This window comes from Microbacterium proteolyticum, from assembly GCF_030818075.1.
GTDB lineage: Bacteria > Actinomycetota > Actinomycetes > Actinomycetales > Microbacteriaceae > Microbacterium > Microbacterium proteolyticum_A.
Window position 1 is genome coordinate 36,210 of sequence record NZ_JAUSZZ010000001.1, and the last position, 22,553, is coordinate 58,762.

At 71.0% G+C, this 22,553-nt stretch carries 20 protein-coding genes; 10 read left to right on the forward strand and 10 right to left on the reverse strand.

The features are described 5' to 3' along the window. Positions 1–413: 413 nt before the first annotated feature. Positions 414–2,885, forward strand: a complete 2,472-nt coding sequence (locus QE392_RS00200) for a LuxR C-terminal-related transcriptional regulator (protein WP_307446194.1) — start codon at positions 414–416, stop codon at positions 2,883–2,885. Here QE392_RS00200 and QE392_RS00205 read toward each other — a convergent pair. Together QE392_RS00205 and QE392_RS00210 are read right to left on the reverse strand one after the other, a co-directional pair. Continuing rightward, complete coding sequence (locus QE392_RS00205; RefSeq protein WP_307446197.1) at positions 2,860–3,102, reverse strand: hypothetical protein; 243 nt, start codon at positions 3,100–3,102, stop codon at positions 2,860–2,862. The two genes, QE392_RS00200 and QE392_RS00205, sit on opposite strands and share 26 nt — an antisense overlap. After that, on the reverse strand, positions 3,099–3,788 hold the full coding sequence (locus QE392_RS00210) for a DUF998 domain-containing protein (protein ID WP_307446202.1): 690 nt from the start codon (positions 3,786–3,788) through the stop codon (positions 3,099–3,101). The genes QE392_RS00205 and QE392_RS00210 overlap by 4 nt, the downstream gene beginning before the upstream one ends. A gap of 611 nt (positions 3,789–4,399) precedes the next feature. Here QE392_RS00210 and QE392_RS00215 point away from each other — a divergent pair. Further along, positions 4,400–5,335 carry an aldo/keto reductase gene (locus QE392_RS00215; RefSeq protein WP_307446205.1) on the forward strand — a complete coding sequence of 312 codons (936 nt, stop codon included), beginning with the start codon at positions 4,400–4,402 and terminating at the stop codon, positions 5,333–5,335. Between the two features lie 15 nt (positions 5,336–5,350). Here QE392_RS00215 and QE392_RS00220 read toward each other — a convergent pair whose 3' ends face one another. Next, complete coding sequence (locus tag QE392_RS00220) at positions 5,351–5,929, reverse strand: hypothetical protein (RefSeq protein WP_307446208.1); 579 nt, start codon at positions 5,927–5,929, stop codon at positions 5,351–5,353. Positions 5,930–6,071: 142 nt separating this feature from the next. On the opposite strand from QE392_RS00220, the gene QE392_RS00225 reads away from it, so the two are divergent. Further along, a complete protein-coding gene (locus QE392_RS00225) occupies positions 6,072–6,299 on the forward strand; it encodes a hypothetical protein (protein WP_307446213.1) in 228 nt (75 codons plus the stop codon). Positions 6,300–6,329: 30 nt separating this feature from the next. Here QE392_RS00225 and QE392_RS00230 read toward each other — a convergent pair whose 3' ends face one another. Next, complete coding sequence (locus tag QE392_RS00230) at positions 6,330–6,464, reverse strand: hypothetical protein (RefSeq protein WP_307446216.1); 135 nt, start codon at positions 6,462–6,464, stop codon at positions 6,330–6,332. After that, positions 6,461–6,823 carry a DUF7882 family protein gene (locus QE392_RS00235; RefSeq protein WP_307446220.1) on the reverse strand — a complete coding sequence of 121 codons (363 nt, stop codon included), beginning with the start codon at positions 6,821–6,823 and terminating at the stop codon, positions 6,461–6,463. The genes QE392_RS00230 and QE392_RS00235 overlap by 4 nt, the downstream gene beginning before the upstream one ends. Positions 6,824–6,904: 81 nt before the next feature. Between QE392_RS00235 and QE392_RS00240 the strand changes: the two genes are divergently transcribed. Both QE392_RS00240 and QE392_RS00245 read left to right on the forward strand, forming a co-directional pair. Next, positions 6,905–7,504 (forward strand): MarR family winged helix-turn-helix transcriptional regulator, encoded by a 600-nt coding sequence (locus QE392_RS00240; RefSeq protein ID WP_307446223.1) that lies wholly within the window; start codon positions 6,905–6,907, stop codon positions 7,502–7,504. A 26-nt stretch (positions 7,505–7,530) separates the two neighbouring features. Further along, positions 7,531–8,292 (forward strand): transglutaminase-like domain-containing protein, encoded by a 762-nt coding sequence (locus QE392_RS00245; RefSeq protein WP_307453972.1) that lies wholly within the window; start codon positions 7,531–7,533, stop codon positions 8,290–8,292. 154 nt (positions 8,293–8,446) lie between these two features. Here the strand turns inward: QE392_RS00245 and QE392_RS00250 are convergent, their stop codons facing one another. Then, positions 8,447–9,151 (reverse strand): esterase/lipase family protein, encoded by a 705-nt coding sequence (locus QE392_RS00250; RefSeq protein ID WP_307446226.1) that lies wholly within the window; start codon positions 9,149–9,151, stop codon positions 8,447–8,449. Between the two features lie 120 nt (positions 9,152–9,271). Between QE392_RS00250 and QE392_RS00255 the strand changes: the two genes are divergently transcribed. Further along, complete coding sequence (locus tag QE392_RS00255) at positions 9,272–9,520, forward strand: hypothetical protein (protein WP_307446229.1); 249 nt, start codon at positions 9,272–9,274, stop codon at positions 9,518–9,520. Positions 9,521–9,742: 222 nt separating this feature from the next. Here the strand turns inward: QE392_RS00255 and QE392_RS00260 are convergent, their stop codons facing one another. Both QE392_RS00260 and QE392_RS00265 read right to left on the reverse strand, forming a co-directional pair. After that, on the reverse strand, positions 9,743–9,931 hold the full coding sequence (locus QE392_RS00260; RefSeq protein ID WP_307446232.1) for a hypothetical protein: 189 nt from the start codon (positions 9,929–9,931) through the stop codon (positions 9,743–9,745). A 200-nt stretch (positions 9,932–10,131) separates the two neighbouring features. Further along, complete coding sequence (locus QE392_RS00265) at positions 10,132–12,729, reverse strand: MMPL family transporter (RefSeq protein ID WP_307446237.1); 2,598 nt, start codon at positions 12,727–12,729, stop codon at positions 10,132–10,134. Positions 12,730–12,850: 121 nt separating this feature from the next. Here QE392_RS00265 and QE392_RS00270 point away from each other — a divergent pair, with 121 nt between their 5' ends. After that, positions 12,851–13,444 (forward strand): TetR/AcrR family transcriptional regulator, encoded by a 594-nt coding sequence (locus tag QE392_RS00270; protein ID WP_307446240.1) that lies wholly within the window; start codon positions 12,851–12,853, stop codon positions 13,442–13,444. Positions 13,445–13,484: 40 nt separating this feature from the next. Then, positions 13,485–14,459 (forward strand): LacI family DNA-binding transcriptional regulator, encoded by a 975-nt coding sequence (locus QE392_RS00275; RefSeq protein ID WP_307446244.1) that lies wholly within the window; start codon positions 13,485–13,487, stop codon positions 14,457–14,459. Between the two features lie 242 nt (positions 14,460–14,701). Here the strand turns inward: QE392_RS00275 and QE392_RS00280 are convergent, their stop codons facing one another. Continuing rightward, positions 14,702–17,374 (reverse strand): GH32 C-terminal domain-containing protein, encoded by a 2,673-nt coding sequence (locus QE392_RS00280; protein ID WP_307446246.1) that lies wholly within the window; start codon positions 17,372–17,374, stop codon positions 14,702–14,704. Beyond that, positions 17,371–18,504, reverse strand: a complete 1,134-nt coding sequence (locus QE392_RS00285; RefSeq protein ID WP_307446249.1) for a choice-of-anchor L domain-containing protein — start codon at positions 18,502–18,504, stop codon at positions 17,371–17,373. Before QE392_RS00285 ends, QE392_RS00280 begins: the two co-directional genes overlap by 4 nt. 264 nt (positions 18,505–18,768) lie before the next feature. Between QE392_RS00285 and QE392_RS00290 the strand changes: the two genes are divergently transcribed. Continuing rightward, a complete protein-coding gene (locus tag QE392_RS00290; RefSeq protein WP_307446252.1) occupies positions 18,769–20,388 on the forward strand; it encodes a glycoside hydrolase family 68 protein in 1,620 nt (539 codons plus the stop codon). A gap of 182 nt (positions 20,389–20,570) precedes the next feature. Beyond that, positions 20,571–22,457 (forward strand): glucose PTS transporter subunit IIA, encoded by a 1,887-nt coding sequence (locus QE392_RS00295; protein ID WP_307446255.1) that lies wholly within the window; start codon positions 20,571–20,573, stop codon positions 22,455–22,457. Positions 22,458–22,553 lie beyond the last annotated feature (96 nt).

Sequence of the window (22,553 nt, forward strand, 5' to 3'; positions counted from 1 at the left end):
GGGGCCCCGCCACCCTCGGAGCGGGCCACGGGGCGCTCGCGCTTCTCGTCGACTCACCCCCGACTCGCCCGCATCCCCCTCGCGCCTCACCCGACCGTGGACGAACGACGTCTTCGCACGACCGGGATCGGTGGGGCCGAGACCGCGGTACAGGGTCCGCCTCCGCTCCGCCGGCGCGGCTTCCCGGGCCGATGCCGCGGGCCGAAGTGCCCGCAAGAGGTCGAGGGGTGACGAGGGGGGTGACGAAGGAGGGGGTGAGAAAGGGATGACAGAGGGGATGAAAGATGCGATTTTCGCCGGATCGGCCTCGTCCTCACCCGCAGGATCATCTCTACGCGGCTGACGCTTCGCCGCGCCGACGAGCCTCTTCGCCCGCCCGAGGAAGAGGACGTCGCCACCACCTGGAGGTTCTGATGCTCATCGACGTGGACACCATTCCCACCGGCGTCCGGGCCACACGACGGATCAGCCGGTTCTGGGCACCCCGCCCTGAATCCCTCTCCCTCCTGCGCGAAGCGCTCACGAGCGACGTCGTGCTGCTGCGCGGTCCGGCGGGCGTGGGGAAGACGTCCCTGCTCCGGCAGTTCGCGGCATCCCTCGACGACGACACCGAGCGCGGAGTGCAATTCATCGACGGCAGCGTCACGCCTCCCGACAGTGCGCCGCAGCTGCTGGCCGCCTTCGCCGACGGGCCGCGCACGCACGTCCTGGTGGTCGACAACCACGTCGAGGGGGTGGGACTGTCGACCGAGCACCTCCTCGAGCTCCTCCGTTGCGACCCGGACCTGCGGATCGTGGTCGCGACGCGGCAGACCACCGGGCTGGAGAGTCCGCTGGTCACGCTCGAGTTCGACGTGCACGTGCTCCCGACCGACCACCTGCTCCTGACGAGGGACGAGCTGGCCGCCGTCCTCGCTCTGAACGGCGTGGTGACGACCGACGTCGGAATCGACGCGCTCGCTGAGCGGACCTACGGCTGGGCGGCGCTCATCCAGCTCGCTGCGGCACGCCTGCGATTGGAGGGTCTTCCGCTGCGCACCCGCGCGGAGGCGATGGCGGTGGCCGACTACGCCAATGCGGCCTTCACCGCCGACCTCGAGCAGCGTCTGAAGATGCCCGTCTCGGATGACGTGCGTCTGCTCGCCGTCGCGCCCCACGTGACGGTCGCGATCGCGGATGCCATGGGCGTGAACACCGTCGAGGGTTCGACGGGCGAATTGGTCGCCCACCTGCAGGCAACGGGGTTCATGTGGCCCAGCTCGACGCGACTGACGCTGGCCGAGCCTGTCCGGGAGCAGTGGTTGCGGGAGGTCACCGCACGTCGCCCCGACGACGTGGGCCGAGCACGCCTGCGTCTGCTCGAGCACCTGGTCACCGGGGGCGAACCCCTGCTCGCGGCCCAGTTGGCGGCGGACGCCGAGCAGTGGGCGGTCCTCGCCGACGTGCTGCGCTCGTCCGGTCCGGAGATCTGGGCGCGAGACGCGGAGGTCTTCGATCGGCTGGTCGCGATCCTCCGCACGCGAGCACCCAAGACGCCCGCGGTGGTCGATGCGCTGCTCTCCCTCGATCCCGAGATGGCGGCCTCGCTGGACACCCCCGCACTCGTCATGGCCGCGCTCGCCCAGCTGCCGGATGCCAAGATCGCCGCAGCGAGCAACATCGACACCTTCGCGCTGCGCGTGAGCCTGCTCCGCGCGGCCGGCCGGTTCGCCCTCGCGACCGAGACCGCCGCGCTGCTCGACGAGGCCGTCCGCCGCTCCCGAGACCTGAGCCCCGAGGTCATGTGCGAGGCGTGGTATCAGGTGGGGATGACGGCGTTCGCGATGGGGACCCTGCGCGAGGCGCGCCTGATGCTGAGTCAGGCCGAACGCATCGCTCCCCCCGCCCGGCGCATGAGCGCGCGGGGCGCCATCGCGGTCATCGACCTCCTGGAGGGCGACGTGCGCGGCGCGCAGCAGGTGGTCGCACCGGACCGGGACGACAACTGGCGCGGCTCTCCCTGGGGCGAGGGCATCCGGCTCGCCGAGGCGTGGCTGCGACTCGAGTCGGGTGATGCGCCCGGCGCTCGCGCGATGCTCGACCGACTCCCTGCGACGGCCGGGGCGCGGGAGCTGTGGCCGTTCGCCGCGGCCGTGCACGCCCTGTCGTTCCTGCTCTCCGGGTCCGCGTCCGACGCCCTCGGGCTCCTGCGCACCTGGATGTCACGGGCGAGAAGCACGCCACCGTCGCACTTCCAGTCCACCCAGATGCTCACCGCGCGCGCGAAGGTGCTGATCGCACTGCGTCAGGCGCGCAAGGCCCTGTCCTTCTTCGAGGGGCCGTTCGCGCTCGCCCCGGCGACGGCCCCGGCCATCGCCCTGGCACAGCTGTACGCCGGACGACCGCACGAAGCCTTCGTCATGAGCGTGAAGTGGGGGGCGCATCAGGAGCCGTCGCCCAGAGCGGCGCTGGAGAGCCTGGTCGTCGGAATCATCGCCGACGTGCGGCTGAACGGCGGCGCGGCCCACCGCACGGCCGCTCAGCGCGCCGAGGCTCTGAGCGCGCGGCACGACCTGTGGAGTCCGTGGAGCGCGATTTCGCCGGAGGACCGCGCCTTGGTGCTGCCGATGCTCTCGCCCGCCGCGCGCGACGAGATCACCCGACGTTGCTCGTTCTTCGCCTCGTCGGTGAGCGTGCCGCATCTGACCAAGCGGGAACAGGTGGTGCTCGCCCACCTGACCCCGACGTCGACGATCGCCGACATCGCGAAGGCGCTCGTCGTCTCCCCCAACACGGTCAAGACGCAGCTGCAGAGCCTCTACCGCAAACTCGAGGTGTCCGATCGCGCCAGTGCGATTCGGGCGGCGCACGCCTGGGGGCTCATCGAGGCCGAGACGGATCTCTGAGGGAGCGTGCGCGCCGTCGGCGCCGCGCGCTCCCGACGACCACCCGCGCGAGCGCCAGGATCACCATGACGACGATGACGCCCGGCGCGGACAGGGGCACACCCGCTCCGCGGAGCACCAGCAGGATGACCACGAGCGCCGCGAGGGGCAGCAGCCACACCGCGATGCGGCGGACGCGCCGAAGTCCGGCTCCCCGTGCCCTGTCGCGGCCGCTCATCGGGTCGAGGCGTCCCGTCGCCCGGCCGCCCGATGATCTGCCGCGACGTGCAGACCGAAGACGCCGAACCAGGAAATCGCGAGCGTCGCGGCCGTGAACTCGAAGTTGCCCCCCAGCACCGTGTCACCTCGGAAGAGGGCGATCATCGCACCGGTGAGGGACGTGGACCCCACCGCGACGAGCGTGACGACGCTCGCCGCGCGCATCCACGGACGGCGCCGCAGCGCGGCGACCTGGCCCATGGCCACGATCGCCAAACCGAAACCCAGGACCGCGAACGAGATGTGCACGAGGTCCTGCGGCAGCGCCCCGGGGGTGAACGGCACGGGACACCCGGGTGAGCACGTGATCACGGAGGCCACGGCGAAGCACATGCCGCACGCCAGCAGCGTCGTCGCGACCGGCCAGCCGACCACGTACCCGTCTCCGTGCGCGACCGCTGCGCGATCGACGAGGACCGCGGCGACAGCAAGCAGAAGGAGTGCGAGATTGAACAGCGGGGCCGTCGGCATCCCGGTCGCTCCCAACTGGCTCACGTAGTGGACGCTCGGCTCGGCGACCCGGCACATCCAGATGAACGCGGCGCTGGCGAAGGCCGAGAAGCTCCCCACCAGGGCCAGCCGCCCCGGACTCACGCGCGCGCGCCGGGATGGTGCGCGAACGGGCCGTTCGAGGGTGTCGGTCATCGGCTCCTCCTGATCGGGCTCGGCAACCCTACCGCTTCCGGCTTCGCGCGCCTGCGCGGGCGGGTGATGCGTCGACCCTCCGGGGTGATTTTGGCCGTATCGGCCCGATACACGCCCGCGGGATCGCCATGCTGGAGTGGCGGGCAGAGCGACCGCGTCGCCGGCGAGCCGGGGGGCCGCCCCGCTTGATGCCGTCGCTCTGCCCGCACCCGCCTCGGTGTCCCGTCGGTCGACACCCAGCGCGCGCATCGCATCGTGGCGGGCGAATCAACGGGTGAGAAATGGGCGCGATCAGCCACCGAGCGCCCACGGGTGTGCGAACCTCGACACCGAGCGGTCGCCGAGCGGTTCTCCCCCAAACGTTCCGACTCACCGATGGTGCCCGTTCATCCCCCGATGCGCGGTCCCGTGGCTCCTGCCCCAGCCGCGGGACCGCGCACCCTCCCTCGGGCGGCCGCCGCACGGCGCCCCCGTCGCGAGAGCACCGGATTCCGGGGAGCGAGACGCCGGATCGGAGGACGGACGCCTCCCCCTGCGCCGGCTCGCCCGGGTACTCGGCATCCCACCGGCGGATTCGAGCGCGGGCGCCGCCGCCGGGTTAGCGTGGTGCGATGCGAAACGTCCCCCTCGGCTCGAGCGGCCTGACCGTTCCCAACGTCGTCGCCGGCATGATGCGCATCGACGACATGTCGGACGCGGACGTGCGTTCGCTCTACGAAGCCGCACGGCACGCGGGGATCGACTTCTTCGATCACGCCGACATCTACGCGCGGTCGTTGCATTCCGCCGAGCGCCGATTCGCTGAGGCGCTGGGGCTCAGCGCCTCCGAACGTGGCGAGATCCGCCTGCAGACCAAGGCGGGCATCGTCCGCGAGGGACCGTACTTCGACTTCTCCTACGAGCACCTCGTGTCGTCGGTGGAGGAATCCCTCCGCGCGCTGCACACGGACTACATCGACGTCCTCCTCCTGCACCGTCCCGACGCCCTGGTCGAACCGGCCGAGGTGGCGCGAGCGTTCGACCACCTCGAGAGCACGGGCAAGGTGCGGGCCTTCGGAGTCTCGAATCACACCCCGCGCCAGATCGATCTGCTGCGAACCGCCGTTCGGCAACCGCTCGTGGCCAACCAGGTGCAGCTGTCGATCGCGCATGCGCCGATCCTGACCCAGGGCCTCGCCGCCAACATGGAGAGCGCGGCCCAGTCCGCCGTGCTCGACGGCGGCGGCCTGGTCGAGTATTGCCGGATCGCCGGCATCACCCTGCAGGCCTGGTCGCCGCTGCAGGGGACGCGCGGCGGCGGCACCTTCCTCGCCAATCCCGAGTACCCCGAGCTCAACGCGGTCATCGATGAGCTGGCGCAGAAATACGACGTTCCGCCTCTCGCGATCGCGGTGGCGTGGATCACCCGGCATCCGGCCGACATGCAGGTCGTCCTGGGGACGACGAACCCGGGGCGCCTCACGGACGCGGCCGTCGGATCCGACCTGCGCCTCACGCGAGCCGAGTGGTACGCGTTGGTGCGGGCGGCCGGCTACCTCGTCCCCTAGGAAAGCGCACCCGGATCAGTCGCCGCGGCGCTTGCGCCGGCCGCGGGTGATCACGATGATGCCCCCGATGACGACCACCGCGGCGGCGATCAGCGGGATGAGGACGAAGCTGAAGCGTCCCGCCTCCGCCTCGGAGTCGGGTTCGCTCTGGGCCGAGTCGTCCGCCGAGGACGCGGACGGGCTCGCCGGAGCGGGGCTCGGCGTCGCGGGCGCCGGTTCCGCCGTCGCCGCCGACACGGAGACCGTCACCTGTCCGAGGACGGACTCGCCGGTCCCGACCGCGATGACGACGTCACCGACTCGCGTCGGGGTGAACTCGACGGTGGCCGTGCCCTCGGAGACGGGCGCTTCGGCCGTGGTGGCACCCGTCTCCACGCCGTCACCCGAGAACGCCCCGGAGTCGGTATCGGCGAGGCCGAAAGTGGCGGTCTGGAGTCCGCCGAGGCCGGATGCCGTGACGGTCGTCGTCTCCCCCAGCACCACGGACGCGGGGGCCGCGGTGAGAGATGGCGTCGCCGCGGTCGCGGGGGACGCCGCGCCGGCGAGCGCCACGAGAAGGACGGCCAGAGCGGGCAGAGACATTTTGATGCGCACGGGGGATCCCTTCGTCGGTGCCGGTAACGCTAGCCAGCGTCGAGGGTCCGCGCGGGACGGTGGACGGCGGGGCTCACGCGCGATATGGCTCGCGTCGCACCCGCACGTTTAAGCTGTCAGCAGCCCGCGGGAGGAGGACCGGATGAAGTTCGTCACGCACGTCTCCGTCGGTCCGCTGCTCTGTGCGATGAGCGCGATCATCTGCGCGATCCCCACACTCCTGCTGCCGGCGGACTCGCCGAACGCCCCGAAGACTGCTCTTCTGGCCGTCGGCGCCGTGGTCTTCGCCGCGGGCGTCATACGCGTGCGGAGGGAAACACTCTCCCGGAGAGAGGCGTCTGCGGAGCGCGACGACGAGAACGGATCCTGATACCGCACGTGCGCGGGTGCGACCTCCGCGTCACGCGCTGATGGACGCCTCGAGTGCATCGGCGATGACGATCGAGATCGGCTCGGTGGGCACGTCCCACGCGGCCGGAATGCTCGCCTGCGCGCGTCGCCCCGCCGACGCCGAGGCGGTCCGGGCGAGGATCATGCCGCGCGAGCGAAGGGGCGCGGAGCCGCCGACTGCGCCGGGGAGGCAGCGGGGACGGGCTCGTCCATCGCGATGTCGAGGCTGAGTCCGCGGGAGGAGTTGGCGTCGTTCGCCATGCGCTTGAGCAGGTTCTGGTCCAGCGTCTCGGGCTGCTCGGAGTCGAACACGAACCGAAGCGGGATCGACGGTTGCAGCCAGATGGTCGAGCGGCCGGCGGGCTCCCCCGGTCGGTGCACCCAGGAGAGGGTGAAGCTCTCACCGCGGCGCAGCTTGGTCGCGACGACGACCTTGACATGCGCCAGGAGACGGTCGTCGATGCTGATCGGTTCGGTCGTCGTGCCGTAGTAAAGCTTCGCCATGATGTGCCCCTCTGCTCGTTGCTTGAGAACGAACTTACTAGGTAGACTAGCGAATAGGCAAGCGAGATATTAGGAACGCCGATGAAGAGAGACATCACGACGCCTCCGTCGTACTGGTACAGCGACAGCGCGGAGGACGATCGCGGCGCCCGCGTGATGGAAGCGCTGCGCTCCTACCGTGCGGCCGAGATGGACATGCGGCGACGCACGCAGACATCCATGTCGATGGGCGAGAACGAACTCCGCGTCCTGCGCCACCTCACCCGTGCGTGCGCAGCAGGGCGGGAGGTGACGCCGATCGATCTGGCTCGGCACCTCGGCGTGTCGACGGCGTCGATCACGGCGCTGCTGGACCGTTTGGAACGCTCCGGACACCTCGAGAGACGACGGCATCCCTCCGACCGTCGCAAGATCCTCGTCTCGTCGACGGGGCACGCCGATGTCGAGATGCGCGACACGCTTGCTTCGATGCACGCGCGGATGATGCAGGCGACCCGGGGAATGAGCGATTCCGAGGCCGAGGCCGTCACGTCGTTCCTGCACCGCATGCAGTGCGCCGTCGCCGACGTCTGCCACTCGGCCGGGACGGACTGCTGCGCGATCGCCACGCGACCGGCATCGCCCACCACGACAACGCGCCTGCTGCCCACGGGGGCCGCCGCTCCGGAGGTCGCCGCGTGAGCGCGTCGGTTCAGGCGGTCGTCAGGATGCACGTGGACGAGAAGGCGGACGTCGTGCTGTCGATCGCCCCGGCCGCCGGGTGGGTCGTCGAGGAGGACCTGCAGATCGTCGTCGACGGCGAAGTCATCTCCGCCGTCGAGCAGATGGACGCGCACGGAACGCGACTGCACCGTGCGACCCTCCCCGCCGGCACGGCGGAGGTCGTCTATCGCGCCCAGGTCGCACCGCCGACCGCGCCGGCCCCGTCCGACGACGTGGACCCGGTGCGGTATCTGCGTCCGAGTCGGTACGCCCCCTCCGACGACCTCGGCGATGCCGCAGACGCTTTCGCCGGGCTCAGCCCGCGCGAGGCCGTGGAGCGCATCCCCGCCTGGGTGTTCGAACATCTGTCGTACGTCCCGGGCTCCAGCGGGCCGACCGACACCGCGGTCGACACGCTCCGGGCGGGTGAGGGCGTCTGCCGCGACTACGCGCACCTGACGGTCGCGCTCCTGCGTGCGAGCGGGGTGCCGGCGCGCCTCGTCTCCGCGTTCGCCCCGGGGCTGGAGCCGATGGATTTCCACGCGGTCGTCGAGGCCTTCGTCGACGGACGGTGGGAGGTCGTGGATGCCACCCGCCTGGCGCCCCGCGACCACCTCGTCCGCGTCGCCACCGGCCGGGACGCCGCCGACACGGCCTTCCTCACGACGCTCTCGGGGGCGATGACCCTCGAGTCCGTCGAGGTGATGGCGGTGGCCGACGGCGAGATCATCGCCGACGACCACTCCCGAGCCGTGCTCATGCGCTGACCCCCACAGGGCGGACAAGCACGCGATCGGCCGGTGGGCGAGAGGGGTTCGCCCGTCCCGATGGGGACTCCGCTGCCCCTCGAGCGGCGGACTTCCCGCGAGATCCGGAGGTCGCGGCGGGGGCCGCCGTCACCCCGTCGGGTTCCCCGCACGGTCATTCGGCGACGCGGACGACCTCGGCGATCACCCGGGGATCGGCAAGCACGCGGAAGTGGCCGCCGCCGGCCAAGCGGACGTTCCGGGCCCCGGCGAGCTCGCTTCCCTCCGGGATGTGCGGGTCGAACGCCCCGTACACCGACACGATGCGCGCGTTGGCGTCCGCAGACGCGGCCAGCGCGCGCATCGTGGCATCCCCCGACGCGAAGGCACGCAGCGAGGGCGTCGGCATGAGACGGCTGTAACGAGAGCCGCCGAACGGCGTCGCGACGGCGACCAGCGCCCGCACGCGTGCGCCCGCCGGGTGGAACGCCATGACGTGCTTGCCGATCAGCCCGCCCTTGCTGTGCGCGACGAGCACGACGTCGGACAGACCGCGAGAGACCAGGAAGGCCGCGACGCGCGAAGCCTGCTCGGCGATCGGCCGGCGATTGTCACCGAGCTCGTCGACGACGTGCACCGGGTGACCACGCTCGTGCAGCGCGCGCGCAAGCGGTTCGAGGAACCGCCAGGTCTCGTAGATGCCGGGAAGCAGCACCACGGGCGTGCCATCCCCCGTCTCGAGCCCGTCGGCGCCCTCGCGGCTCGTGAGGGCACGCCACTGCCCGCGCAGCGCGTAAGCGTAGTCCCGCGCCCACCACCCCAGGTCGCGCAGGCCCGCACCGATCCTCGTCTTCACCGTCGTTCCGGCATCCGTCGACATGTCCTCATCCTCATCGCGCCCGCGGCACGGGTCAGCCGGGTTGCGAAGGCGCCGCCGCATACCGACGCTCGGGACGCAACCCCGAAAAGGGGCGCAGGGGGCCGCTCTATGGTGTGGCGCATGGACATCTCCGACATCCGCTGGAACGAACCCGCCCGCCAGAAGATCCTGGACGACGCCGACAACGTGCTGCGGGAGGCGGTCGTCGCGATCGCCCGCGACAGCGACGGCATCTCGTCCGACGAGGCCTTCGCGCAGATCAACGCCCGCATCAAGGACCGCTTCATCGACTACGAACCGGGTCCGGACATCCGCACCTACGCCGACGCGATCGCCGCCGGCGAGATCCCGACCGACGACGCCGCATGACCGCCTCGCTCCCGGGTGCGCCGTGCGTACCCGGGAGCGCTGTCAGCGCAGCCTGCGGATTGCCTGAGATCCGGATGCCGACGCGCATGCCCGGCGTACTCTTCCTGTAACCCGCCTCGGCATCGTCGAAGCGGGCGGCGCCCCTCTGGCGTCCTCGATGACCCTCGCCCGTCGAGCCTTTCCCCCAGCTGGCTCCGGACGGGGGTCGTCGACCTTCTCCCCTCAGCGATCCTCGCCGTACCCGCGGATGCTGCGCAGGTCGTCCTTCAGGTCTTCGCTGGGCAGGTCGTCGTCCACGACGGCGGCGTCCGCGGCACGCTGCTGCTGGGCACCGTCCTTCTTCTCCTCCACACCGGCGTCGGTCGCGCCGTCCATGACGGGGGCGTCCTGGGTCTCTTCGCGATCAGTCATCGTCGTCCTCCTCGGCTCCATGTGAGAACGAAATCCTCCCGCAGCCCGCCGACGAGAAGGTGGGGCTTGCGCGCCGGCTCGAGGTGGTCCGTCGCGCGGACGCCTGGCGTGATCGCCGGCGCGACGCCGGTGGCAGCAGAGCGCGGCGCCTCCGTCCGGACGAGGATCGTCGGTGACGACGGATGCGCGGGCCCCGCGACTCAGTGGTGCACGGGATGCCGGCGCTCGAGCGCCGAACCCTCCACATCGACGTTGGGGATGATGCGGTCGAGCCAACGGGGCAGCCACCAGGCCGAGCCGCCCAGCACGTGCATGACGGCGGGCATCAGCAGCATGCGCACGACGAAGGCGTCGAAGAGCACGCCGAGGGCGAGCCCCAGGCCGAACGACTTGATGATGACGGCTTCCGAGGTGATGAAGCCCGAGAAGACGGCGATCATGATGATCGCCGCGGCGGTCACGACCGTTCGTCCGGCGCGGAATCCCTGCGCGACCGCCAGCCGCGGCGTCGCCCCGTGCGCCCATGCCTCGCGCATCCCCGTGGTGAGGAAGAGCTGGTAGTCCATGGCGAGACCGAAGAGGATGCCGACGAGGATCACCGGCAGGAAGCTCAGGATCGGGCCGGGATTGTGCACCCCGAACACGTCGCCCAGCCATCCCCACTGGAACACGGCGGTGACGGCGCCGTACGTCGCGAAGAGCGACAGAACGAAGCCGGCGGTCGCGATGAGCGGCACCAGCAGCGACCGGAAGACGGCCACCATGATCAGGAACGACAGCCCCACCACGACGACGAGGTAGATCGGCAACACATCGGCGAGACCTTCGGAGATGTCGATGTTGATCGCGGCGGCACCCGCGACCCCGAGTTCGATGTCGCCATCGATGGGAGCAAGCGCACGCAGGTCCCGCACGAGGGTATCGGTCGACACCGCGTTCGGCCCCTCGCGGGGGATCACCTGGAAGGCCGCGAGAGTGCGGTCGTCGGAGACGGCGACGGGCGCGACAGCGGCGACGTCGTCCTGTGCGAAGAGCTCGCGGGCGATGACGAGCTGAAGACCCTGGACGTCTTCTTCCGCCGTGTCGGCGGGAAGGGCGGCCGTGACCAGGAGCGGCGCGTTGGCGCCGGGGCCGAACGCTTCCTCCGACCAGGTGAAGGCCTGGTAGCCGGTGGAGTCCTCAGCTTCGGAGCCGCCGTCGGGCAGCCCGAGGCGCATCGAGAGGGCGGGGATGGCGACCACCAGAAGGACGACGGTGGCGACGAGCATCGTGACGACGGCGCGCAACGTGGACATGGGCTTCACGGTCGGGACCGTGGCGACCGCTCCGGTGCGGGCCGCGCGGCGGGGGTGCTCCTCGGCATCCATCGGCTCGACCCCCTGTCGCGCGGCACGGCGCGGATGCGCCGATCCGTGCGCGGCGGCGACGCGCGCCCGGGCGCGCTTGCTCAGGATGCGCATTCCTGCCAGGCCGAGAAGCGCCGGGATGAGCGACACCGCGATGAGCACCGCGACCAGGACGCTCACGGCGCCGGCGGTGCCCATGAGCCCGAGGAACGGGACGCCGGTGATGTTCAACGCGAGCAGGGCGACGATGACCGTGAGACCGGCGAACACCACCGCGGTGCCCGCCGTGCCGTTGGCCAGGCCGATGGACTCCTCCACCTCGGCTCCCTGCAGGAGCTGTCGCCGGTGGCGGTAGAGGATGAACAGCGCGTAGTCGATTCCGACGGCGAGGCCCAGCATCACTCCCAGGAAGGGAGTGACGGATGCCATCTGGATCACGCCCGAGAAGGACAACGTCGCCATCGCCCCGATCGCGACGCCGACGATGGCGGTGAGGATCGGGAACGCCGCGGCCAAGAGCGAACCCAGCACCACGACGAGCACGATACCGGCCACGGCGACGCCCACGACCTCGCCGACGCCGAAGATCTCGGGGATGCCCTGCGAGATCTCGGTGTTGAATGCGACCTGGGCACCGTCGACGGGCTCGGCGGTGAAGTGCTCGACGACGGCCTCCTTCGACGCCTCCGACAGCTCGAGGCGCGGCAGGTCGAACGAGACGTTCACGATCGCGGTCGACCCGTCGTCGGACACCAGGCGGATGGCATCCGCGAACGACAGCAGTTCGGCGCCCTCGTCGAGCTGCGCCTCCTGGTCGGCGATCTGGGCGAGCCCGTCGGTCAGCTGGGTCTGCTGCTGCTCGAGCGCCGTGCGCTGCTGGTCCAGCTGCGCCTGCTGCGCGTCGAGAGCCTCGAGCTGCGCCTGCTTCTGGGCATCGGGCAGCGGTGCCGCGTCCAGCTGCGCGCGACCGGCGTCGAGTTGCTGTTGAGCCTGATCGAGCTGTGCGGCGCCGGCGTCGATCTGCTCTTGGCCCGATTCCGCCTGGTCGCGCGCATCGTTGAGCTGCTGGCGACCGTCGACGACCTGCTGCCGTTGGTCGTCGAGCTGCTGCTGCGTGGCGAAGGGGTCTGTCACGCGGGCGACGTCGGGCAGGTCTTCCGCCGAAGACACGAGGGCGCTGATCTCGGCTTGCTGATCGGCGGTCAGAGCCGAACCGTCGTCGGTGCGGTACACGACGGCACCGGACGCGCCGCTGAAATCGGGCAGTTCGTCCTGTAGTTCGGCGATCACGTCTCCGGATGCCGTTCCCGGGATGTCGAAGCTCGAGCTCAGGCCCTTGAACCCCAGGGCGAAGCCGCCCGCGACGACCCCGAGGATCACCGCCCACGCGATGATCACGGTCCACGCGCGCCGAGCGGCGAAGGTTCCGAGACGGTGCAGCAGTTCGGCCATGCGGGGTGTGTCCTCTCGTGCGGTGCGCGCGAGGGAGCACCGTCGGCTCCGACCAGTCCGAGCAAAGATAACACGCACCGTCTCGTCTCGGTCCTCGCCGCCGTCGCGCAGAATGTGAGACATGACACTTCCGCGCAGTGGTCCCGTCCGCAGCGAGGCGGCACGTCTGGCGATCCTCGACGCCGCCGTCTCGCTCTTCGCCGAGCGCGGTTACGACCACTTGACGATGGAGGGGATCGCGCGCCGCGCAGGTGTGGGAAAACAGACCATCTACCGGTGGTGGCCGAGCAAGGGCGACGTGATCGCCGAGGCCATCCTCGAGGGCCGCCTGCTCGGTGGGCACCGGGAGATCCCCGACAGCGGTGACGCTCGGACGGACCTCGCCCGGTGGCTCACCGACCTGTTCACCCTGCGCGGCAGCCCCCAGGGCGAGGGCCTGCTGCGCTCCCTCGTCGCGGCGGCGGCCGGGAGCGCGGAGACCGGACGGCGTCTGCGCGCCGAGATCCTCGCCGCCCCCCTCATGGACCGCCTCTCCCAGGCGATGGGCGGGGCGAGCGGCGCGCGGCTCGACGCCGCCGCTGACGCGTTGCTGGGCGCCGTCATCCTCCGAGCGCTGAGCCGCGAGGACTTCGACGGCGACGACATGCTGCTTCTCGTCGACGCGATCGTGGGGACGGCACCCGGCGCGGCTGAACGGTCCACGGGCGTGGGATAGCGTCGGAGGCATCCACGTTCCCCGACACGATGAGCACCCGATGAACCGACCCAAGCTGCAAGACGTCGCCGCGCGCGCGGGCGTCTCGGTGACGACGGTCTCGCGCGTGCTCAACAATCGGGGGTATCTCAGCGACGACATCAAACGCCGCGTGGACGACGCCGTCTCCGAGCTCGGCTATCGCCCGAACGAGATCGCCCGCTCGCTCATCGGTCAGCGCTCGACGCTCGTGGGCCTCATCGTGCCCACGGTCGCCGACCCGTTCTTCGGCGAACTCGCCTCGCACGTGGAGGGGGCTCTCGCCGCCCGGGGCTACAAGATGCTGCTCTGCGACTGCCACGACACCCCCGAGCGCGAGGAGAAGTACCTCGACCTCCTCCAGGGGAACCGGGTGGACGGCATCATCAGCTCCACGCACAATCGCGATGTCGCCGGTTACGGACGCGCCGACCTCCCCATCGTGGCGATCGACCGCCGGCTGGGCGAAGGCATCCCCACCGTGAACAGCGACAACCGCACCGGCGGCGTCCTGGCCACCGAGCACCTCATCTCCCGCGGCTCGCGCGCGCCCGTGCACCTGACCGCCACCGATCATCCCGGTAATCAGCGCGCGGCGGCCTACCGTGAACGCATGGCCGCGCACGGTCTCGAGCCGCGCGTCATGGCCTACGGCTACAACACCTCGCTCGACGAGCGGCGCGCCGCGATCGAGACGTGGCTGACGGTCAACCCGTGCGACGGCGTCTTCGCCAGCGACGACCTCACCGCCCTGATGGCGCTGGAGTGGGCCCGCAAGACCGGGCGTCGCGTGCCGGACGACCTGCGCGTCGTCGGATACGACGGGTCCGCCGGCCTGCAACTGGCCGTGCCCGGACTCACCACCGTCCGACAGCCCATCGAGCGGATGGCGGCGCGGGCGGTCGACCTCCTGATCGAGAGGATGACGGATGCCGCGGCGGGCGCGACCGCTGAGGCTCCCCTCCCGGTGGCGTTGCGCCACGGCTGGACGTCCTGACACCCCTCCGGCACGTTTCACGACCGGCACGCGAGCGGGCGGGGATCCGGGCAGCCGAGGCGAGGATCGTCGAGTGCGCCGGCGCGCTCCCGACGTCCGGACACGTGCCCGCGCATCAAGACGGCCGCACCGAGTGGGGGAAGACCCGGTGCGGCCGCCGGCCGACGACGCATGCGCTTCGTCGCGCGGCGTCGGGAGGGAACGCGACCGCACCGGGTGGGGGTTGCGGTGCGGTCGCGCGTTCAGGGGGTGTTCGGGTCGTCGACCTCCATTGGCGTCACCGACAGATCCCGGATGCCGATCCTCTGGCCGACGGCCTCGACGGTGACGCCGGCGCGGGCGTCGGCGTAGGCGGCCGAGGTGAGAGATGCGCGGCCGTCACCGGTGAACACCTCGACGGAGGACACGTCGACGAGGATGTCGAGGGCGAGTGAGCCGTCGGCCTCCACGGGGGCGGTGCGGATCTCGCGGTACGTCTCGGGCATGGCATCCGCCACCGCGTCCCGTCGGCGATCGATGAACACCACTCCCGCACCGGCGTCGTACCCGACGGTCACCTCGGCGTCGCCGGAACCGAATCGCAGGCGCACCTCGCCCGCGTCGGGTGCATCGATGCGCGCGCGCAGGCGGAACGCGCGCGTCGAAGGCTGGACGGGAAGGTCGACGATGTCGCCCGGCACGACGGTGAAGCTCGACGCCGTCGCGCTCTCGCCCTCCCGCGCCTCGAGGGCCGCGACCGGCTGCGACAGGAGCGACAGCCGCCCGTCGATCTCTCGGAGGACGATCTCGCGCGTGGTCGAGAGCGATCCCCCCTGCCAGCGCCCCCCGGGGAGGTCACGGGCGTAGGCCCAGTTGTTGATCCAGCCGAGCGCGAACCGGCGCTCCAGCCGACCCTGGTCACCGTCGCGCGGGTCGTTCCAGGTCACGGCCGCGTAGAAGTCGGCACCGCCGTCGAGCCACTGCGGTTCGTCGGTGTCGGCGGTGAAGCGCTCACCGTCCCAGGCGCCTGTCCAGTACGCGAAGCCCGTCGTGCCGCCCGTCGACGACGCGTGGGCGCTCACGCCGAGCACCCACGTGCGCCGGCCCGAGGTGGGGTCCACCATCTCGAACAGATCGGGGCACTCGAGCAGCCCGTAGTCCGTACGGACGAAGTCGGAGACGTAGGTCCACTCGCGGAGGTTCTTCGAGGTGTAGAACCCCAGGCGCTGCCCCTCGGCGAGCACCATCACCCACTGCTGGCGCGCGTCATCCCAGACGATCTTGGGGTCGCGCCAGTCGGTCGCACCGGGATTGTCCATCACGGGGTTCCCTTCGTAGTTCCGGAAGCTGAAGCCGCCGTCGGTCGAGACGAACAGCGACTGACGCTGCACGCCGTCGTCCTGCTGGGTCGCGAGGGCCACGATCGCCCCCGCCCCGAACCCCGCCGTGTTGCGCTCGTCGACGACGGCGCTCCCGGTGAGGATGTCGCCGAGCCCGTTGCGGTACTTCTCGATGGCGACACCGCGGTTCTTCCACGTGACCATGTCGGTCGAGGTGGCCAGGTGCCACGCGGTGCCGTTCCCCTCGGGGTAGTCCGCGTTGTAGAGGTAGTACAGCCGCCACTCGCCGTCGACGAAGACGGGGCGCTGGGGGTCGTTGATCCAGTGCTCCTCGGGAGTGAGGTGGAAGGCCGGACGGAACCGTTCCCAACCTGCGGGGATGGCGAAGGGATCGGTCGTCGCGGTGGGTGACGGCGTCGGCGACGGCGTCGGCGACGGCGTCCCCGTCGAATCCGGGGAACCCACGGGTGGGCGCGGCCACAGCAGCACGACCAGGAGTACGGTGACCAGAAGCGCGACCAAAGGGAGCGGGAGGATGCCGTAGGGGCCCCTGAAGCCACCCTCGCGACGGGGAGCGGGCAGCGTCATGGGCGGCTTCGGTGACGGCGGCGGTACAGGAGAGACATTGCCGACCCGACCGCACCCAGGGCGCCCGCGAACAGAAGCGGAAGCCAGGAAGCATCCACTCCCGTCGCGGCCAGGCGGGCGGGCGCCGCCGCAGCGGGCGACTCCTGCACCGTCGGTCCGGGCGCCGCGACGGGCGAGCCCTCCGAGCGCCCGGGCCGGACGACCGCCGGCGGGGTCGGGTCCCCCGCCGGCGGTGTCGGTGTCACCACCGGCGGTGTGGGGGTCACCACCGGCGGTGTCGGGGTCACCACCGGCGGTGTCGGGGTCACCACCGGCGGTGTCGGGGTCACCACCGGCGGTGTCGGGGTCACCACCGGCGGTGTCGGGGTCACCACCGGCGGTGTCGGGGTCACCACCGGCGGAGTCGGGGTCACCACCGGCGGAGTCCGGGGTGGGGTCCGGCTCCACGCGCGTCCCCACGAACTCCACCCGGCTCGTCGCCACCTCGTGCGGCTTGTCGACGAACGATGCGACCGAGACCTCCACGATCTCGTCACCCACCGGCACGACCGTCACGCTCAACGTCGTGCGCGAGCACACGATCTCGACCCGGTCGGCCGGCAGCTCGACGGGGTCGACGAGGTACCCCGTCTGGGGATCCACATCCGCGGTCGCTCGAACGCGCACGCCCGCCTGGCAGTCGAACCGCTGGCCCGCACCGAGCCGGTCGACGATCCGCAAGGTGTCCCACGGCCCCCGGGGCGACTCCAGCACCCACCTCGCTCGCGCTTCGGTGTCGTTCGTCCACGTACCGTAGCTGTTGCCCCGGGTGCGGTCCGGCGGGCCGAAGAACGGACCGGGCCGCTGCCCGGGAGTGAGCGTCGGCTCCGCGTACGTCGTCGATGTCGTCGCCGTCGCGTCACCCTCGCGGGAGTCGACGGTCAGAGCGAGGGCGGGAGTCGCAAGCACGGTCGCCCCGATCACGCCTCCGGCGGCAAGGACGACGAGACGGGAGCCGACGCGGGTCACTGCTCGCTCACCTCGCGAGCGTTGCGCCGACGACGCGAGACGACGAGAGCCCCAGCTCCCAGGCCCACGGCCGCGACGGCCAGAGCGCCACCGACGAAAAGCGCCGTCGAGTCCACACCCGTGATGGCCAGGGGCGAACCGGGGCGGGCGGTGCCGGTACCGGCGGGTCCTGTCACCGAGGCCGGGACGGGGTCGGCGGAGACGCCGGGCTTGGACGCGGGGACGGAGGGCGAAGCCGAGGGCGACGTCGTGGGCTGAACCGGTCCGGGCACCGAGGTGATGCCGCCGGCAGCGAGCAGCAGGGTGGAATCGAGCTGACCGTCGACCGTGTCGGCGACGGCGGCGACGATCTCCACCGGCTTGCCCGGGGTGACCGTGGCCGTGCAGGTCAAGGCGACCGAGTAGCCGTTCATCTCCGTGTCGCGCGTGCCGGGGTTGCCCTCTTTCGTGAGGTTGGAGACGAACAGCTCCGGGTGGGTCTCGGCGTTGATGCTCTTCAGGCCCACCGGCACGTCGCCCAGCGTGGAGCACAGTCGACCGCCGACATAGACACCGAAGGCGTCGCTGTAGTTGCGCTCGGACCATCCCGCGTACTCTTCGCTGCCAATGTGATAAACGATTGTCAGGCTCTCGCCCTCGGGAACGACCTGCAACCGCAACTCAGCCGCATCGTACGTCGTCGACGCGAACGACGACTCGAGCAGCGCCGAGCCGGCCCCGCCGAGGTCACCCGTGGTGGTGAGCTTGGCGTTGGGGCCCGTGAGGGCCGACGCGGTGAAGTCGACGTCGGAGGCGGCGGCGGGATCGGCGGCGCGCAGCGACCCGGTGGTCAGCGCCACTCCCGACACTGCGCCGGAGGGAAGACCCAGGTCGAGGCCCGAGAACGTTCCCGCCTGCACGGCGCGACCGGTCGACAGGCTGGCCGACGACAAGGAGACATGGCCGCCGATCAGGGATTTCGCGGCCGTTGCGGCATCCTGACCCTCGAAGGTGGACAAGGTGGTCGCGGCGTGCGCCGGCGCGGCGGCGAGCAGCAGGATGGCGGCCGACGACACGGCTGCGGCTGCTGACACCGCGAGGGGGACGCGCCGCGCAGGTGTCCTGCGGGCGAGGGGGACGTGCTGGGTCATGACACTCCTGAGGATTGCGGTGGGCGCGACGAAGGGGGTCTTTCGGACCGGTTCACGTCGTCGCGAAGAGGGTGGCTGGTGCGGGCTCAGACGACCGCGTGAGGAGGGATGCCACGGAGCACGCCGCTCGGCTGCTCGCTGCCGAGAGTGCCAGACATTCTCGGCAAACTCAAATTCTGCCAATCGTTTGACACACTCTGCCCCGCGCCATACGCTGACCGCGAGGAGCAGGAGCCACGTCTCGCGACAGAAAGCAGATCCGACGTGACCATCACGCACAACCGAGTAGGACGCACCCGCGTCCGGCTCGCGGCGATCGCCGCAGTGATCGCCACCACCGCCGTCTTGGCGGCGGGAGTACCCGCGCAGGCGCAAGCCGCGCCCGCGGCCGCGGCCGCGGCCGTTCCGGGCTACCCGGCCCCGACCGAGCACACCCAGAAGGCCTACGACCCCGAGGACGACTTCACCGCGAAGTGGACTCGCGCCGATGCGCGGCAGATCAAGGCCATGAGCAACCCCAACGCCCCGTCGCGTGCGAACTCCATGCCCGAGGAGTACACCATGCCGACGGTGCCGCAGGACTTCCCCGACATGAGCAACGAGCAGGTGTGGGTCTGGGACAGCTGGACCCTCACCGACGGGAGCTCGGCGCAGCCCAGCTTCAAGGGCTGGGAGGTCGTCTTCTCGCTCGTCGCCGACCGCAAGCTCGGCTTCGACGACCGTCACACGTACGCCAAGCTCGGCTACTTCTACCGTAAGGCCGATGTGGCGGAGCGCCCGAAGAACGGCGGCTGGACCTACGGCGGCCTGGTCTTCCCGGACGGGGCATCCGGCGCGATCTTCGAGGACCAGTCCTTCAGCCACCAGACGGAGTGGTCGGGCTCGACCCGCATCTTCGACGGCAACAAGCTGCGCATCTTCTACACGGCGGTGGCGTTCTACCGCAACGAGGACGGCTCCAACCGCAAGCCGTACGACCCGCGCCTGGTGCAGAGCGAGGGGCGCATCTTCGCCGATGACAAGGGCGTGTGGTTGACCGGCTTCCGCGACCAGCACGACATGCTCAAGGCCGACGGCGAGTACTACCAGACCGGCGCGCAGAACGAGTTCTTCAACTTCCGCGACCCGTTCACCTTCGAGGACCCCGCCCACCCCGGCAAGACCTACATGGTCTTCGAGGGCAACTCGGCCTTCCCCCGCGGCGAGCGCTCGTGCACCGAGGAAGACATGGGCTATGCACCGGGCGATCCGTACGCCGAGACCGCCGACCAGGCGATGGACATGGGCGCGCACTTCCAGCTCGCCAACGTCGGACTCGCGGTGGCCGAGAACGCCGCCCTCACCAAGTGGCGCTTCCTGCCGCCCATCCTGTCGGCCAACTGCGTGAACGATCAGACCGAGCGTCCGCAGATCTACATCAAGGACGGCAAGTACTACCTGTTCACCATCACCCACCGCAGCACGTACGCGGCCGGTATCGACGGCCCCGAGGGGGTCTACGGTTTCGTGGGCGACGGCATCCGCAGCGACTTCCAGCCGGTCAACCGCGGGTCGGGCCTTGCGCTCGGCAGCCCCTCGAACCTGAACTTCGCGGTGGGCACGCCCTTCGCACCGGACTACAACCAGCACCCGGGACAGTTCCAGGCCTACTCGCACTACGTCATGCCCGGCGGCCTGGTGCAGTCGTTCATCGACACCATCGGCACCAGCGACAACTTCGTCCGCGGCGGAACCCTCGCACCGACCGTGCGCGTCGACATCAACGGCAACGCCGTCACGGTCGACCGCTCGTACGGCAAGAACGGGCTCGGCGCATGGGCGGACATCCCCTCGGGCTACGCGCACGAGATCGCCCCGACGCCGGACCCCCGGCCGATCGGCTGACACCCTTCCCTCGAACGGGGCCCCGCTGCGGCGGGGCCCCGTTCCCCCTTTCCGCGGTTCGCGCGCGGCCGGCTGCGGGCATCTCACCCGCCCCCTCGCCCGTCGTCACCCCCTGGCGGACCACCGCGTAATCTGGGTCTCACCACCCCCCGGGGGCGGGGTGCCGAGGAGTTCCGGTGCTGATGAATGCCACGACGATGGCCGACGCGATCCTGCATGCCCTCGGAGGGCCCGACAACGTCGCGTCCTCGACGCACTGCGCGACGCGTCTGCGGGTGAACCCGCGGGATGCGGCACGGGTGGATGCCGCCGCACTCGACGCCGTCCCCGGCGTCCTGGCGACGCAGGTGGTGGGTGAACAGGTGCAGGTCGTGGTGGGCCCGGGCCGGGTGGACGAGCTCGCCGCGGCATTCGCGCGGGTGCTCTCACCCGAGCCGACGGTCCCCACGCGCCGCCTTCCGACTCGCGTGATCAGCGTGATCGTCGATGTCTTCACCCCGCTGCTGCCCGCGCTCGTGGCCGGGGGCCTGCTCACCGCCATCCACAACGTGCTCGCCGGCCCTGGCGCGTTCGGTGATCTGGCCGCAGTGGAAGCCGTACCGGAGTTGCGAGGTCCGGTGGCCCTGGTGGGCATGCTGGGCGCGGCGGTCTTCGCCCTCCTGCCCGTGCTGCTCGGCTTCGCGGCCGCCGGACGCTTCGGCGGGAGCCCCTATCTCGGTGCGGCGATGGGCGCCGCCCTCGTCGCCGCCCCCGGACTCGCCGCCGTCTCGGCGCTGCCGGCCATCCACCTGACCCCCAGCACGGGGTGGGTGCTCGACGGGATCGACGTGCTCGCCATCGATTACCAGGGCACGGTGCTCCCGATCATCGTGATCTGCTTCGTCCTCGCCCGCCTGGAGCGCTTCTTCGGTCGGCGGCTACGGGGTTCGGCTCGAGTGCTGCTCGTGCCGCTCCTGACGTTGCTGACCACGGGGCTGCTGGCCTTCCTCATCCTGGGCCCGACGCTGCGCTTCCTCGGCGACACCGCCGCCGAGGGCATGGAGTGGCTGTACACGAGCGCCGGAGTGGTCGGCGGCACCGTGGTGGGCGCGGTGTACTCACCGCTCGTGGTGACCGGTCTGCATCAGGGATTGATCGCGATCGAACTGGGCCTGCTGTCGACCGGCGGATCGTTCATCTTCCCCATCGCCGCGGCCGCCAACGTCGCCCAGGCAGCGGCCACGCTCGCGATCTGGGTCTCCGCACGGCGCGGGTCGCGACTGCGCGCACTCGCGGCGACGGCGACCGTTCCGGCGGCGCTCGGCATCGCGGAACCGGCGATATTCGGCGTCACTCTGCGGCTGCGCGCACCGTTCGCGATCGCCGTCGGCGCGACGGCCGTCGCCGCGACCCTCCTGGCGGCGATGCACGTGCAGGCCGTCACCCTCGGGGCGGCCGGAGTCTTCGGCTTCGTCTCGATCGCCCCGGGCCGGGTCGGACCGTTCCTGGCGTGCCTCGGGGTGTCGATCGTGCTGTCGTTCACCGGGACGCTCCTGTGGGCACGCTGGCGGCAGCGGGGCGGGCGTCCGCTCGAGAGCGACGGGGCCACCGAGCCGAGCGACGAGACGACGGTCCGCTCCCCGGCGGCGGGGACGCGGCTCGACGTGTCCGCCCTGGCCGACCCGGTGTTCGCCGCCAGGGCCCTGGGCCCGACGTCCGCGGTCGCGCCGTCCTCGGGTCTCGTCTCCTCCCCCGCAGCGGGAACGATCAGCGCCATCGCGGCCGCCTCGCACGCGTACGGCATCACCACCGACGACGGCACGGAGCTGCTCGTGCACGTGGGAATCGACACCGTGCGGTTGGCGGGCCGAGGGTTCCGGCCGCTCGTGCGCGTCGGCGACCGGGTCGCCTCCGGCGATGCGCTCGTGCATGTCGACCTGGCCGCGGTGAGGGGGGCCGGGTTCGACCCGGTCGTGCTCACCATCGTCACGAACGCCGACGAGCACCAGTACACCGACATCGCGGGGGGCTCCGAGGTCGCCGTGGGGACGCCCCTGATGCGGCAGACGCGCGTTGCGAAAGAAAACTGATTAACCGCTTGACCATCCTCTCGACCGCTTGCTAGCGTCTGCGTAACCGATTAACCATCCCGGTTCATCGGTCGCCGTGAGTCTCAACGAGGAGTC

Bases quoted from the DNA above. Each gene is read 5' to 3' on its own strand.
- QE392_RS00200 (WP_307446194.1), top strand. From the start codon at position 414: ATGCTCATCGACGTGGACACCATTCCCACCGGCGTCCGGGCCACACGA.
- QE392_RS00205 (WP_307446197.1), bottom strand. From the start codon at position 3,102: ATGAGCGGCCGCGACAGGGCACGGGGAGCCGGACTTCGGCGCGTCCGC.
- QE392_RS00210 (WP_307446202.1), bottom strand. From the start codon at position 3,788: ATGACCGACACCCTCGAACGGCCCGTTCGCGCACCATCCCGGCGCGCG.
- QE392_RS00215 (WP_307446205.1), top strand. From the start codon at position 4,400: ATGCGAAACGTCCCCCTCGGCTCGAGCGGCCTGACCGTTCCCAACGTC.
- QE392_RS00225 (WP_307446213.1), top strand. From the start codon at position 6,072: ATGAAGTTCGTCACGCACGTCTCCGTCGGTCCGCTGCTCTGTGCGATG.
- QE392_RS00230 (WP_307446216.1), bottom strand. From the start codon at position 6,464: ATGATCCTCGCCCGGACCGCCTCGGCGTCGGCGGGGCGACGCGCGCAG.
- QE392_RS00235 (WP_307446220.1), bottom strand. From the start codon at position 6,823: ATGGCGAAGCTTTACTACGGCACGACGACCGAACCGATCAGCATCGAC.
- QE392_RS00240 (WP_307446223.1), top strand. From the start codon at position 6,905: ATGAAGAGAGACATCACGACGCCTCCGTCGTACTGGTACAGCGACAGC.
- QE392_RS00245 (WP_307453972.1), top strand. From the start codon at position 7,531: ATGCACGTGGACGAGAAGGCGGACGTCGTGCTGTCGATCGCCCCGGCC.
- QE392_RS00250 (WP_307446226.1), bottom strand. From the start codon at position 9,151: ATGTCGACGGATGCCGGAACGACGGTGAAGACGAGGATCGGTGCGGGC.
- QE392_RS00255 (WP_307446229.1), top strand. From the start codon at position 9,272: ATGGACATCTCCGACATCCGCTGGAACGAACCCGCCCGCCAGAAGATC.
- QE392_RS00260 (WP_307446232.1), bottom strand. From the start codon at position 9,931: ATGACTGATCGCGAAGAGACCCAGGACGCCCCCGTCATGGACGGCGCG.
- QE392_RS00265 (WP_307446237.1), bottom strand. From the start codon at position 12,729: ATGGCCGAACTGCTGCACCGTCTCGGAACCTTCGCCGCTCGGCGCGCG.
- QE392_RS00270 (WP_307446240.1), top strand. From the start codon at position 12,851: ATGACACTTCCGCGCAGTGGTCCCGTCCGCAGCGAGGCGGCACGTCTG.
- QE392_RS00275 (WP_307446244.1), top strand. From the start codon at position 13,485: ATGAACCGACCCAAGCTGCAAGACGTCGCCGCGCGCGCGGGCGTCTCG.
- QE392_RS00285 (WP_307446249.1), bottom strand. From the start codon at position 18,504: ATGACCCAGCACGTCCCCCTCGCCCGCAGGACACCTGCGCGGCGCGTC.
- QE392_RS00295 (WP_307446255.1), top strand. From the start codon at position 20,571: ATGAATGCCACGACGATGGCCGACGCGATCCTGCATGCCCTCGGAGGG.